The sequence below is a fragment of the Methylobacterium sp. EM32 genome, from assembly GCF_040593685.1.
GTDB lineage: Bacteria > Pseudomonadota > Alphaproteobacteria > Rhizobiales > Beijerinckiaceae > Methylobacterium.
In genome coordinates, this window is record NZ_JBEXZS010000010.1 from 1 (window position 1) to 14,063 (window position 14,063).

The following is a 14,063-nucleotide window of genomic DNA, read 5'->3' on the forward strand; positions in this document are numbered from 1 at the left end:
GGGGCGCGGGAGGCGTTGGGGGTGGAGTTAGGAGTTTTGGCGGAATGGTTGGGTTTGAAAGAGGTATTCGATATGTTATCAATGAATTTTTATTAAATTAACCCCTAACTATATCCCTCTTTTGCAATTACTGATGCAACTTTATCCCACTGATGCACCAAAGGAGCCATCATCATTCGGTAAATTATCCAACATCCGAAAATGTGGCTCGCTGACCAAAATTCGCGATCCCTCGTAGTTCCGTGCGAAAGAGAATTACGTACATTAAACCCATGCCTACTATGAAAAATCATTTCAATTTGGAACATAACTGCCGATCCAAATATCTTGTCAAGTGGCTCGCGGAACCTTTCCAATAAAACTGAAAGCATTACATCTTCTTGCGTCAAAGAGTTTGTAATTTTTGTAACATCTATTCCAGTTTGCTTGAGCACATGCCTAAGCGAATTTTCTAACTGCGGTACTAGTATACAACACGCCTCTAAAATCGAACCCGCAAAAAATCGACTCAACCCTAGCGCAAACGCTCCTTCATGTCCCCTAGGAACAAAATCACTAGCTTGAGATAATATATGAAAAAGATTGTCGTCTAAATTGTGCTCACTCATAATGACATGCAAAGCTGGATTAATAGCGCATTTTACGCCAGTGACATGCTCAAAACTCATCATTTGCCCACAACGGACGCGAACATCATCATCGCTAATTTCTTTTCCCGGATCCAACGCAGGAATGTGCGATATTATTTTTCCTTCTTCATCATGCACCGTCTTATCAATTAATGCCATAAATGAAAATTCACGAACATTTTCTCTCACTTGGTTCTTATATTCATCCATGCCGGCCGGATCAAAAATGCATGCAAGTCCCACTAGGCAATCGGCGATTGGCTTTCCGCTATATGCCTCGACTATAGCGTTAAACTGCTCCGTAATATCCTCATAATATTCGTAAACACCCATTTCGTCATGCAGATCACGCTGTCTTTTCACTAGATCGGCCTGCAATTCCTCCAACCTTCCTTGTGGTCTATGTATTTTAGGAACTTCACGATATTGCTCTATGGCACGAATTATAGACCCTGTGGCATTCATAGCGGAGCCAGCCATAGCGATTGCTTCACGCACATGGCACTCAGCCGCATTTACTAAGCAAGCAGATCGCTCCGCAACATTTCGTGCAAGCTCGTATGCGTCTGCTGCGAGGAGCCAATTCCGACGCGCACCATCTTGGTCACCTCGCTTCTCATCTTGCTCAGCAAATTCTGTAGCTTGGCGGGCCACAATCGACACATCCGAGATACCATACTCAAGATCTAACTTCGCTGCCCTAACAAAAATTGCATGTACTTTGGTGTCGAATCCCAAATTTCGCATGCGTTGCAAAATTATTTTTGTTTCATTATATATGCCGACATCAGTGCCACGCGTACGACCTATCGATAATGCTCTCTGCAAATAATTTATACCAGTTGAAATATGATGTCTTTCCTCTTTCTCAAATAGAGCTTCACCATCAAGCACAAGGGCAACACTTTCGTTGAGGCCACTTATAGCAGCAGCTTTGGCGGCGGCGTCACTGCGGCGGCAAAGCCATGCAATGTCTGCCAAGCGTGCCCGCAAAGCTGGATTTTTCGTCATCAGAGCAATTTCACCTAATACAATAGCTTGATCCCCTCTGAAATCAGAGGGAACTAAAGTTCTTCTACCATCATCGAATGTCATCATCGGACCGTAAGGCTCGCCTCCATCACCGGGCTTGAAGTGGAAGCTACAAATACTGCATAGAAGACCGTAAACTCTTGCCTGAACATCATTGCCATTTGCTTCCGCTTCGATTTTTGCATTCTGATATAAATTACGAATATGATAATATCCAACATTTTTACTTCTAGACAATGGAGCTTCATAATCAAAAGATTTAAAGTCGGAAGACGCAACGATATTTCGCACCCTTTCTCCCGTTTTGACATTCGGCATAATTTTATAACCCCATCCATTGAGGGAGAATCACTTTCGACTTGTCATATTTTAGTAAAATGCAGCCCATTGTCAAACTTACGCAAGTGAAGTATGTTGAACTTAAATATTGAACAAAATCAACAAAATATCTGAAATATCATTCTATTGGAATCTGATCTTGTTTAACAATTCGAAAAATATATTATTATATATTTACCGAAACCGCGTTTGGTAAATCGCCTAAAACTGCCGGGGTCCGGAGTTTGCTGTACTCTTCCGAAATCGCAGCGCGCGCATAGTTCGCGAAAATCAAAAAGGATTTTGGATGGGATGAGAATCAACTCACCTCCACCTCCCGCTCACCCCCATCGAGGATCAGGATCAGCGACACCTCCCCCTCCCCCCGCACCTGCAACCGCTGCTGAACGCTCGAAATCGGGCGCTCGTCGCGCAGGTAGATTCGCATGCCCTTCTGGTGGCGGGAGGCGGCCTGGTCGAGGGGTTCGCAGGTCTGGATGCGGGCGCGCACGTCCTCGCCCTCGGTGCTGGCCTGGAGCTGGAGCACCAGGGCGGCGCCGGGCTCCAGCAGGTCGCGGTAATGCGAGAGCCCCTCGGAGAAGATGATCGCCTCGAAGTGGCCGGTCTGGTCGGAGAGCGTCACGATGCCGAGCTTGTTGCCGGTCTTGGTGCGGCGCTCGGCGCGGTCGAGCACGCTCGCCGCCACCCGGCCGACGCTCGAGGTGCCGGCGCGGACCGAGCGGCAGAACTCGGCCCAGGTCTGGACCCGGAGTTTTTGCAGCAGGTCGCCGTACTCGTCGAGCGGGTGGCCGGAGAGGAAGAAGCCGACGGCATCGTATTCGCGCTTGAGCCGGTCGGCCATCGGCCAGGGCTCGTAGGGCGGGATGCGCAACGACACCTCGGCCGCCGCGACGCCGCCGAACATGTCCATCATGCCGACAGTCTCGGCCTCGGCGGCGCCTTGCGCGAGGCGCATCATCGGCTCGACGGCGGCGAAGGCCTTGGCCCGGTCGGGCTCGATCGCGTCGAGGGCGCCGGCCGCCACCAGGTTCTCGAGCGTGCGCTTGTTGACGAGCTTCGGGTTGAGGCGCCGGGCGAAGTCGCCGAGATCGCGGAACGGCCTGTCGCCGCGGGCCTGCACGATCGCCTCGACGGCGGCGCGGCCGACGCCCTTGATGGCAGCGAGCGCGTAGCGGATCGCGCCGTCATGCACCTCGAAGGTGACGCCGGAGCGGTTCACGTTCGGCGGCTCGACCTTGGTGCCGAGGCGCTGCGCGTCCTGGCGCAGTTCGGCGAGCTTGTCGGTGTTGTCGATGTCGAGCGACATCGAGGCGGCCATGAACTCGACCGGAAAGTTCGCCTTGAGGTAGGCGGTCTGGTAGGTGATCAGCGCGTAGGCCGCGGCGTGCGACTTGTTGAAGCCGTAATCGGCGAACTTCGCGAGCAGGTCGAAGATCTCGTTGGCCTTGCCCTTGTCGAGGCCGCGCTCGACCGCGCCCTTCACGAAGCGGTCGCGCTGGGCGTCCATCTCCGCCTTGATCTTCTTGCCCATGGCGCGGCGCAGAAGGTCGGCGTCGCCCAGCGAGTAGCCGGCGAGGACCTTCGCCACCTCCATCACCTGTTCCTGGTAGACGATGATGCCGAAGGTCTCGGCGAGGATCGGCTCCAGCTTCTCGTGCGGATACCAGTTCTTCTCGTTGCCGGCATCGCGGCCGAGCTTGCGCTCGCAATAGACCGGGATGTTGGCCATCGGGCCCGGGCGGTAGAGCGCCACGAGGGCAATGATGTCCTCGAACCGGTCGGCGCACATCTCGACCAGCGCCTTGCGCATGCCGGCCGATTCCACCTGGAACACGCCGACCGTCTCGCCCTTGCGCAGGCGCTCGTAGGTGAGCGTGTCATTGATCGGCAGCGACGGGAGATCGACGTCGATGCCGCGCAGCTTCAGCAGGTCGGTCGCGGCGCGCAGGACCGTCAGGGTCTTGAGGCCGAGGAAGTCGAACTTCACCAGCCCCGCCTGCTCGACCCACTTCATGTTGAACTGGGTCACCCGCATCCCGGTCTTCGGATCGCGGTAGAGCGGCACCAGCTCCTCCAGCGGCCGGTCGCCGATCACCACGCCGGCGGCGTGGGTCGAGGCGTGGCGGTGCAGGCCCTCGAGCTTCTTGGCGATGCTCATCAGCCGCGCGACGACCGGCTCCTCCTCGATCGCGCTCTGGAGCTTCGGCTCGCCCTCGATCGCCTGGGCGAGCGTCACGGGGTTGGCCGGGTTCTGCGGCACCAGCTTCGTCAGCTTGTCGACTTGGCCGTAGGGCATCTCCAGCACCCGGCCGACGTCGCGCAAGACGCCGCGGGCGAGCAGGGTGCCGAAGGTGATGATCTGGCCGACCTGTTCCTCGCCGTAGCGCTCCTGCACGTAGCGGATCACCCGCTCTCGGCCCTCGACGCAGAAATCGATGTCGAAATCCGGCATCGAGACGCGCTCCGGGTTGAGGAAGCGCTCGAACAGCAGGCCGAAGCGGATCGGATCGAGGTCGGTGATGAGGAGCGACCACGCGACCAGCGAGCCGGCGCCCGAGCCGCGGCCCGGCCCGACCGGGATGTCGTGCTCCTTGGCCCACTTGATGAAGTCCGAGACGATCAGGAAGTAGCCCGGGAACTTCATGTTGGTGATGACGCGGATCTCGTATTCGAGCCGGTCGCGATAGTCCTTCTCGGTCAGCCCCTCGGCCGGGCCGTGCTGGCGCAGGCGCTCGGTCAGACCCTCTTCCGCTTGGCGGCGCAGCTCGGCCGCCTCGTCGGGGGCGATCTCCTTCGCCACCGCGGTCGTGGCCGCGGCGGCGAGCGCCTGCTGGGCCGCGCCCTCCGGCGTGCCCTGCGCCGGGGTGGTGAGGCTGGGGGCGCCGAAGCTCGGCAGGATGGGTTTCCGGGTGCGCGCCCGGCAGGCGCAGCGCATCGCGATCTCGACGGTGGCCTGGAGCGCGTCGGGCAGATCGCGGAACAGCTCGGCCATCTCGGCCCGGGTCTTGAAGGCGTGGCGCGGGGTCAGGCGCCGGCGCTTGTCGTCGGAGACGAGGCGCCCTTCGGCGACGGCGAGCAGCGCGTCGTGGGCCTCGTAATCCTCGGGCTTGGCGAAGTAGGGCTCGTTCGTCGCCACCAGCGACAGGCCGTGCTTGTCGGCGAGCCGAATCAGCTCGCCCTCGACCATGCGCTCGTCGGGCAGACCGTGGCGCTGCACCTCGACGTAGAGCCCGTCCTCGCCGAAGGCGGTCCTCAGGGCTTCGAGGCGAGCCAGCGCCAGCTCGGTCCGGCCGGCGCGGAGCGCCGTATCGACCGGACCGCCCATGCCGCCGGTGAGCGCGACGAGTCCGCCCGCGCATTCGGCCAGCGCCTGCGCGGAGACGCGGGGCGATTCGCCGACCTCGTTGTCGAAATAGGCCCGGCTCGCCAGGCGCAGCAGGTGGCCGTAGCCGGTCTCGTCCTTGGCGAGCAGCACGATGTGCGGGTGGACGGCGTTGAGCTTGGCGCCGGCCTCCGGCGCCTCGAAGGCGACGCTGAGCTGCATCCCGGCGATCGGCTGGAGGCCTGAGCCGGCCGCCTTCTCGGAGAATTCGAGCGCGCCGAACAGGTTGTTGGTGTCGGTAAGCGCCAGCGCCGGCTGCCGGTCGGAGCAGGCAGCCTTCACGAGGTCGCCGATCTTCAGCGCCCCCTCGAGCAGCGAGTAGGAGGAGTGGACGTGCAGGTGGACGTAGCCGACGGGCTTCAGGATCTGCAAGGCGACTCACTCCGAACTGAGCGCGGCAGGATTCCCGCCCGAGCCCGGAGAGTCACGACCCGGAGCGCCTCACCGGGCCGAAAATCGCGGGGGATTCACCGCGGAATCGATGGAACCTCCCTTGCCGTTGCCTTGCGGCAACGCGCTGCCTCAGTGCATCGGCGACAACGCCACAGCCCACATCACGATCGCGCCGGTGAGCAGGCCCATCGAGGCGACCTCCGTGACAGCGAGGAGGATCTTGCGTATGTTCATGGTCTGTCCCCTTTCGTCGGCCCGATGTTTGTTCCTGTTTTGTTCCATGTCAAAGGGGGATCGGCTCGGATCCGGTCGTGGTGGTGAATGGTTGGTTGACGGGCTGGGACGCGGGGCGCCCCAGGGTGGGGCCCGGGGGTATATCGCAGGCGCGTTGCGGGTCGGTCGCCCACGGCCTATCTAAGCGCAACCTTGACGGTGGGTCGCCGGCCCGCCGGGAGTCATCGTTTTTCTAATTCAAGCACGAGGTGGCGCATGGCGCGCGACGTGTCCGACGCGACCCCGCTCAGCGCGCGGTCCGAGCTGATCGAGTGGTTTGCCGCCGGCGAGAAGCCGCACGACGCCTTCGCCATCGGGACCGAGCACGAGAAGGTCCCGTTCTACCGCGCCGACCTCTCGCCAGTGCCCTACGAGGGCGAAAACGGGATCGAGGCCCTACTCGACGGCCTGCGGGCGATCACCGGCTGGGAGACGATCGAGGATGCCGGCCGGGTGATCGGCCTCTCGGCGGTCGAGGGCGGAGGCGCGATCTCGCTCGAGCCCGGCGGCCAGTTCGAGCTCTCGGGCGCGCCGCTGCCGGACGTCCACGCCACCGCCCACGAGCTGAGCCAGCACCTCGACGCGGTGCGCCAGGCCGCCGACCCGCTCGGGATCGGCTTCCTGACCCTCGGCATGAGCCCGAAATGGACTCAGGGTGAGACTCCCGTGATGCCGAAGAGCCGCTACCGCATCATGAAGGGCTACATGCCCAAGGTCGGCTCGCTCGGCCTCGACATGATGCTGCGCACCGCCACCGTGCAGGTGAACCTCGACTTCGCGTCCGAGGCCGACATGGTGACGAAGATGCGGGTCGGGCTGGCCTTGCAGCCGGTGGCGACCGCGCTCTTCGCCAATTCGCCCTTCACCGACGGCAAGCCCAACGGCTTCCTGTCGCGGCGCTCCGAGATCTGGCGCGACACCGACCGCGACCGCACCGGCATGCTGCCCTTCGCGTTCGACGACGGCTTCGGCTACGAGGCCTATGCGGACTGGCTGCTCGACATGCCGATGTACTTCGTCAAGCGCGACGAGACCTATCACGACGTCAGCGGCGCCTCGTTCCGCGACCTGATGGAGGGGCGGCTCGCCGCCCTGCCGGGCGAGCGCGCCACGGTCTCCGACTGGGCCAACCACGCCTCGACCGCCTTCCCCGAGGTGCGCCTGAAGCGCTTCCTCGAGATGCGCGGGGCGGATGTCGGCGATGCCAACATGATCGCCGCCCAATCCGCCTTCTGGGCCGGGCTGTACTACGACCCGGCCGCCCTCGACGGCGCCTGGCAGTTGGTGCGCGACCTGACCGCGGAGGAGCGCGAGACGATGCGGGCCGAGGTGCCGCGCCTCGGCCTCGACGCGCCGGCCGGCAAACGGCGCCTGCGGGACCTCGCCCGCGACGCGCTGGCGCTCTCCGAATCGGGCCTGCGGGCGCGGGCGCGCCGCGACGCGCAGGGGCGCGACGAGACGCTCTACCTCGCCCCGCTCCAGGCCATCGCCGCCTCGCAGAGCCGCGCCGAGGACCTGCTCGCGCTCTATGACGGGCCGTGGAACCGCTCGGTCGATCCCGCCTTCGGCGCCTGCGCGTTCTGAAGGGCTGTCGGCGTCCGTTCCTCACGGCAAAGACGACTCCTGCGGCATCATCCCGGGGCCGCGCAGCGGAACCCGGGATCCATAACCGCTGAAGTGTCAGGACGAGGCGGAACGCTCTTCGCTCCTTTCCTCAGCGTCAGCGGTTATGGATCCCGGGTTCTCGACTGCGTCGAGCCCCGGGATGACGCGGAGGATGGGAGATCTGCAAGAGTTCAGCGATCGGGCACCGGAGCGGACGCCGGCGCCACTCCCCCAGTCGAGCCAACGCCGCGAGCCGCGATTCGACGAACGGTCAAGCTTATCCACGCCGCGCAAGCGTAGCCGCTACCGATTGACGGTTCGTCAATTCGCACCGAATCTTGGAACAGAGGCCGGTCCTTGGCCGTTCTTGAGGCCTACGGGACATGATCCTCACACGATCGGAGACATCTTTATGTCGCGCATCACCACCCTCGCCCTCGCGGCCGGCGCCGCCGCCGCCCTGACCGCCGGCACCGTCGGGGCGCAGGCCGCCCCGCTGCCGGCCGCCACCTCGGCCGCCATCGCCGGCTCGGGCGCGACCGTCGACCAGGTGCGCTGGCGCGGCGGCGGCTATTACGGCGGCGGCTACCGCGGCTATCGCGGCTACGGCTATCGCCGCGGCATCGGCGCCGGCGGCGCGCTCGCGGCCGGCGCGGCGCTCGGCATCATCGGCGGTGCCATCGCGGCCGGCTCGGCCTCGTCCTACGGCTACGGCGGCTACCCGGCCTATGGCGGCTATTACGGCGGCGGCTACGCCCCGGTCGGCGGCTATGGCTACGGCTACAGCTACCCGTCCTACGGCTACAGCTACCCGGCCTACGGCGGATACTACGGCTACGGCTACTGATCGCCGGACCTCGTGACGTAACGGAAGCCCGGCGCGGGATGCCCCCGCGCCGGGCTTTCTCGTTCGCGCCGGATATGCTCAACCGGTCGACGGCGAGTTGTATCTGAGCGACCATGCGACACCACGACCTCGACCTGCGCGGGCTGAAATGCCCGCTCCCGACCTTGCGCACCGCCAAGGCCCTGCGCGGCCTCGCGCCGGGCGACGGCCTGTCGGTGCGCTGCACCGACCCGATGGCCGTCATCGACATTCCCAACCTGCTGCGCGAGCGCGGCGACCATCTCGACCGGATGCTGCGCGACGGCGGCATCCTGATCTTCGAGATCCGCCGCGGCGCGGTGCCCGATGCCGCTGAGGAGAGACCCGCGTGAGCCGAGACGAGACCCCGCCGCGCATTCTGGGCGCCCGCACGGTCTACGAGGGTTGGGCGCGCTACCTCGTGGCCGAGGTGCAGATGCCGGACGGCACCCGGATCGGCCGCGAGGTCGAGGATCACGGGCCCGCCGTGGCGGTGCTGCCCTACGATTCCGAGCGACGGGTCGCCCTGCTGGTGCGGCAGTTCCGCACGCCGCCCTGCTTCGTCGACGGCACGGCCTCGATGCTGGAGACTCCGGCGGGCCTGCGCGACGAGGACGATCCGGAAACCTGCGCCCGGCGCGAGGCCTTCGAGGAAGTGGGCCTGCGCCTGTCGGTGCTGGAACATGCCGGCCGCGTCTGGTCGCTGCCGGGCCTCTCGACCGAGCGGATGGACCTCTTCCTCGCACCCTACCGTGCCGCCGACCGCGAGGGCGCCGGCGGCGGCCTGGCGGAGGAGCACGAGAGCATCGAGGTGGTGGAGGTCGCACTCGCGGACCTCGCCGTCCAGGCCGAGCGGGGCGAGATCGCCGACATGAAGACGCTCTGCCTCATTCAGACCCTGCGCCTGAGGCATCCGGCGTTGTTCGCGCCGCCATCCGACAGGTCACCGGGCGGAGGGCCCTCGCCCGAAGGACGGTCTTGAGGCAAGGGAGCGGTGCCGTCATCCTGGCTTGCATCCTGAACGGCCGGTGTACAAGCACCTCCGTTCACGGTTTCGTGATCAGGGCTAGCGTCTCGTTCAGCAGCTGTTAACTTTGAGCGGTTCCGATAGCCCTCCGTCGCAGGGGCCTCGACAGGAGACGCCGATGTTCAGCATTGGACCCTTCCACCGTCCGACCGGCCAGCCCGTCGGTTACGACAGCTCATTCCTTCCGCTGGAGCCCGAGCCGCTGGATCTCGCCCCGGCCGCGCCGCGGACGCAAGCGGCAGCTCCGGCGGAGCCGAGCATGGCCCGTCACGCCGTCTCGATGCTGGTCCTGCTCTGCCTCACCCTCGCGGTACACTCGGCGGTGGGCTGGTGGACCCTGCCCGGTAAGACCCCGATCCTGGCGCCCTCGGCCCAGACCGCGCCGACGATCCACGTATCGAGCGTCCGCTCGCCGTCCTGAGCCCGATTACTCTTACCTCCCTCTGCGGCATTTTTCTTGAAACTTTACGCCGGCTAAGCCGGATCCTGGAGCGGGCCGGCACGTTGCCAGTCGGGGGAGATGGCGCGGCGCCCTCCCTCGCCCGACTGTACTTTGGTCAAGATCGTGTCGAGAAGCCGGCGGTTTCGCGGTCACCCCTCTTGCGCGTGTCCGCCGTTTCGTTAACGTCACGTTCAAATCCAAGAAAATCAGTCGTGATTCGCGCAAGGGAGCCAGCGCATGTCCCAGGTCATTCGCGTCAAGCCCACCCAGGACGGCACCTACACGGTCTACCGCGGCACGCTCGTGCTCGTCAGCGGCCTGACCCGTGCGCAGGCCGAGAGCTACGAGGCCTCGCTCGCCCAGAACGAGCGCAAGGACCACGTGATCCACTGAGACGCGACGCGCCGCACGACGGCGCGTTCCGAATCCGGCGCTCGACGCGCCGGCCCGCGCCGACGACGTTTTGCGCCGTCGGCTTCATTATGTGATGGCGCTGGGTGTTCCGTAGATTCCATCGGAGCTGCGAACAGCGCAGGGCTGCATCGGCGATTCATAGATTGATGAAAATCTCGGCGCCTGCTCAGTCCTGTCGACGCACGTGACATCCTCGATGTCATTCGAGGCCGCGCTGCGGAGCCCAGCGCGTCGAAGGCAAGTTCAGAACCTTGGATGGATCAGGACAGAGCAGCTGGCGTTCCGCTCTATCTTGCGCCGTCCGGGAGCCTGTTTGATCAAACGCGTCGAACGCTCCACCGCACAGGCCGATATCCTTCGGCGTCATCCCGGGGCTCGCCGAAGGCGAGAACCCGGGATCCATAATCGCTGATGGTGCAGAACCCGGCTCGACGCGTTCCGCCTCATCCTCAAATGTCGGCGGCTATGGATCCCGAGTTCCGCTGTGCGGCCCCGGGATGACCCTGTGGATATCGATAACGTCGAGACCAGTCGATCGAGCCACATGACACAGATCTGAGAAGTCTCGGCTGCGATCTCAGAGCCCGTTTGACTTGCGAGCCAGCACCAAGAGACATTTTCCTTTTCCCACCCACGTCCTCATCCTGAGGTGCGAACGAAGTGAGCCTCGAAGGAGGCCTCCAGTTGCCTCCGCGATATCTGGAGGCCTCCTTCGAGGTCAGTCGATTTTCGATCGACTAACACCTCAGGATGAGGTCATGGGTGGGATAAAATTCAACCGTCAGTCAAACAGGCTCTCATACTGGGATCATCGCTGAAACAGCCCACCACTTCTCGTGACCTGTCATCCCCGATACGGACATGGATGACGCCTCACCGCCCGGTCCATTGCGGCGGACGCTTCCCCAGGAAGGCTTCCATCCCCTCGCGGAAATCCGCGCTCGTGTAGCATCGCAGGATCAGGTCGTCGCCGGACTCGGACGGCGCCTCGTCGCGCACTCGGCGCAGGCCCTCCTTGGTGGCGGCGAGCGTCAGCGGCGCGTGGCCGGCGACCAGGCGGGCCAGCGCCGTCGCCCGCTCGGCGAGGGCGTCCGCATCCGCCACCACCTCGCTCACCAGACCGATCGCCCGGGCCTCCTCCGCCTCGACCAGGCGGGCGGTGAAGATCATCTCCTTGACGCGGGCCGCGCCGACGAGCGCCGAGAGCCGGCGCAGGTTGCCGACCGAGAGGCAATTGCCGAGGGTGCGGGCGATCGGGAAGCCGAACCGGGCGTCGCGCGTGGCGATGCGCAGGTCGCAGGCAGCGGCGATGGCCGCGCCGCCGCCGGTACAGGCCCCGGCGACCGCCGCGATGGTCGGCTTGGCGCAGCGTTCGAGCGCGCCGAGCACCCGGTCCATGAAGCGCTCGTAGCCGAGGGCGTCCTCGGGCGTCGAGAAGGCGCGGAACTGCGCGATGTCGGTGCCGGCCGCGAAGGCGCGCCCGCCCGCCCCCTGGATCACCACCGCGCGGATCGCCGGATCGGCGTCGATCGCCTCGGCCAGGCCGTGCAGGCGCTCGTACATCGCGAAGGTCAGGGCGTTGCGCGCCTGCGGCCGGTTGAGGGTGATCCGGGCGATGCCCTCGGCATCGACCGCGTAGAGCAGTTCGTCGGTGACGGTCATGGTGGACGTATCCGCGTGGTGAGGCCCGACCCTAGCGCCCTCCTCCCGTTCCGTCTCCCGACGATCCACCGGCCCGCGACGAACGCCGGGGCCCTCGCGACGTTGATGCGCGACATGCGAGCATCAGGAGACGACCCCGTGAGCAAGCAGAGCGAGTCCGACGACCACGAGGAGACCTACGCGGCCTTCCGCGAGGCGGTGAACATGGCGCCCGGCGAGCTGGAAAAGTGGCTCGACACCGAGGAGAGCCGGTCGGTCGGCTGGAGCGAAGGCGCCAAGAAGGAGAGTGCGAAGGGCGGCGAATCGGTTGGCCACCACCAGGGGCGCCGAATCGTCGAGATCAAGCACACCAAGAAGGCGGACCTCACCGACGACGACTACGCCGACATGCGCAAGGTCGCGGCCTACGTGAAGCGTCACCTCGCGCAAGGAGGGCCGAAGGAGGACGTGAAGACTTCGCGCTGGCGCTACTCCCTCATGAACTGGGGCCACGATCCGCTCAAAGATTGAGGCAACTCCGCCGCCGCGACACGGTGGCGCGGGCCGGAGCGCAAGTTTCTCCCGCGCCGCCGCCCGCGCGAGAACTGTTTCTGCCGCCGGACCCATTGGCGGAACGAACCATGCTCCGGCCCCAGTTCGGCCCGGATCTTGCTGACCCTTAGCCGTACCTCAACGTCTTCGCATCGCCCCGGCGATGTGGCTGAGTGGGGTCAAGGACAAAGGGCGAAGCCCGGCCAGGCATGGGGGACCGGAATGAGGAGAGCGGGTGTGCGGCGGAGCCGTGGATGGCTCGGCGCCGGTGTCGTGGCGGCGTGCCTGGGACTCGCCGGGATGGCGGGGGCCCTGACCCCGGCCTTCGGGGGCCTGTCGCGCAACCTCGAGGCGGTCCTCGACACGAGCCCCGACGGGCCGCCAGCCCGCGTCACCCTTGGCCCGGGCGGCCGCGACGTGCGGCTGTGGGGCGACCTCAACGACGGTACCGCCGAGCGCCTGCGCCGCCTGCTCGACGCGAATCCGGGCGTGACGCGGCTGCACCTGACCAGCGACGGCGGCCTCGTCGATGAGGGAGCGGCGATCGGCGAGCTCGTCGCCGCGCGGGGGCTCGTCACCTACGTGCCGGATTACTGCGTCTCGGCCTGCACGCTGGCCTTCGTGCGCGGGCGCGAGCGGCTGATCGTGGACGACAGCCGCCTCGGCTTCCACGCCCCCTACGAGCCCGGGCTGTTCGGGCAGATGATCCCGGTCGATGCCAGCGACGAGCGCGGCCGCTACCTCGCCGCGGGCCTGGAGCCCGCCTTCGTCGAGCAGGCCCTCGCCACCCCGTCGCGGGACGTCTGGATTCCCGATTCCACCCACCTGCGCGCCGCCGGGGTCGTCACCGGCGTGGTCGGGCCGGGCGACCTGCCGGATTCGACCCTCGACGACGACGATTCGCCGGGCGGCGCCCGGGCGGCGGTTTTGCGCGCCGTCGCCCTCCTCGCCGGCTTCGCGGGCCCGCGGCCGGGCGTGCTCGACGGCATCGCTGCCCGCTACCGCGAGTCCTACCGGCAGGGGCGCAGCGAGAGCGACGGGCTCGACCTGATCCGGACCGAGGCGGCGGGCGCCATCAGGGCGGCCTTCGCGGGCGCCGACGACGCGACCCTCGCCGGCCTCGGCCGCCTCGTCCTCGACGCCATGACGGCGAGCGGGAGCGAGGAGGCCTGCCGCGCGATCGGCCGGGACGGCGACCTGCTCGCCGCGGCGGACGCGCTGCCGGGCCGCCGGGGCGGCGTCGCGCGGATGCGCGCCCTCCTCGACCGGGCGCTCGCCGGGCCCGCCCCGATCGCGCCGGATGCCGCGCCGCACGCGCCCGCCCCCTCCCCCGGCTGCGCCGCGCTGCGCCGCCGCCTCGCCGAGACCCTGGCCCGGGGCGACGCCCTGCGGCTGCGGGAGGCCTTGTTCGGCCGCAGCGCTCGGCGCCTGGAGGCCTCGGCCCTGCCGGGTGAGCCGTGAAGCCGCGA

The 14,063-nt window shown here is 65.3% G+C and carries 11 protein-coding genes; 8 read left to right on the forward strand and 3 right to left on the reverse strand.

The window, feature by feature from the left end; translation table 11 throughout:
- Positions 1–104 precede the first annotated feature (104 nt).
- Complete coding sequence (locus ABZT49_RS02325) at positions 105–1,952, reverse strand: DUF4209 domain-containing protein (RefSeq protein ID WP_355282501.1); 1,848 nt, start codon at positions 1,950–1,952, stop codon at positions 105–107.
- Positions 1,953–2,298: 346 nt separating this feature from the next.
- Positions 2,299–5,754, reverse strand: coding sequence for a DNA polymerase III subunit alpha (dnaE, locus tag ABZT49_RS02330; RefSeq protein WP_407943432.1), 3,456 nt, complete (start codon positions 5,752–5,754; stop codon positions 2,299–2,301).
- Positions 5,755–6,264: 510 nt separating this feature from the next.
- Between dnaE and ABZT49_RS02335 the strand changes: the two genes are divergently transcribed.
- The 6 genes from ABZT49_RS02335 (at position 6,265) to ABZT49_RS02360 (ending at position 10,380) form a co-directional block, all read left to right on the forward strand.
- On the forward strand, positions 6,265–7,632 hold the full coding sequence (locus ABZT49_RS02335) for a glutamate--cysteine ligase (protein ID WP_355282504.1): 1,368 nt from the start codon (positions 6,265–6,267) through the stop codon (positions 7,630–7,632).
- Between the two features lie 433 nt (positions 7,633–8,065).
- Positions 8,066–8,500, forward strand: coding sequence for a hypothetical protein (locus ABZT49_RS02340; RefSeq protein WP_093568036.1), 435 nt, complete (start codon positions 8,066–8,068; stop codon positions 8,498–8,500).
- Positions 8,501–8,613: 113 nt separating this feature from the next.
- Positions 8,614–8,871: a sulfurtransferase TusA family protein gene (locus tag ABZT49_RS02345; protein ID WP_355282508.1), complete on the forward strand. Its 258-nt coding sequence runs from the start codon at positions 8,614–8,616 to the stop codon at positions 8,869–8,871.
- On the forward strand, positions 8,868–9,500 hold the full coding sequence (locus tag ABZT49_RS02350) for an NUDIX hydrolase (protein WP_355282511.1): 633 nt from the start codon (positions 8,868–8,870) through the stop codon (positions 9,498–9,500). Before ABZT49_RS02345 ends, ABZT49_RS02350 begins: the two co-directional genes overlap by 4 nt.
- A 163-nt stretch (positions 9,501–9,663) precedes the next feature.
- The gene (locus tag ABZT49_RS02355) at positions 9,664–9,966 is read left to right on the forward strand and encodes a hypothetical protein (RefSeq protein ID WP_355282513.1); all 303 of its coding nucleotides are present in this window, start codon (positions 9,664–9,666) and stop codon (positions 9,964–9,966) included.
- Between the two features lie 258 nt (positions 9,967–10,224).
- Positions 10,225–10,380, forward strand: a complete 156-nt coding sequence (locus ABZT49_RS02360; RefSeq protein WP_355282516.1) for a hypothetical protein — start codon at positions 10,225–10,227, stop codon at positions 10,378–10,380.
- Positions 10,381–11,274: 894 nt separating this feature from the next.
- Here the strand turns inward: ABZT49_RS02360 and ABZT49_RS02365 are convergent.
- On the reverse strand, positions 11,275–12,063 hold the full coding sequence (locus ABZT49_RS02365; RefSeq protein WP_355282519.1) for an enoyl-CoA hydratase/isomerase family protein: 789 nt from the start codon (positions 12,061–12,063) through the stop codon (positions 11,275–11,277).
- A 138-nt stretch (positions 12,064–12,201) separates the two neighbouring features.
- Between ABZT49_RS02365 and ABZT49_RS02370 the strand changes: the two genes are divergently transcribed.
- Positions 12,202–12,573, forward strand: coding sequence for a DUF3140 domain-containing protein (locus ABZT49_RS02370; protein WP_355282521.1), 372 nt, complete (start codon positions 12,202–12,204; stop codon positions 12,571–12,573).
- 321 nt (positions 12,574–12,894) lie between these two features.
- A complete protein-coding gene (locus ABZT49_RS02375) occupies positions 12,895–14,055 on the forward strand; it encodes a hypothetical protein (RefSeq protein WP_355282524.1) in 1,161 nt (386 codons plus the stop codon).
- The last annotated feature ends 8 nt before the right edge of the window (positions 14,056–14,063 follow it).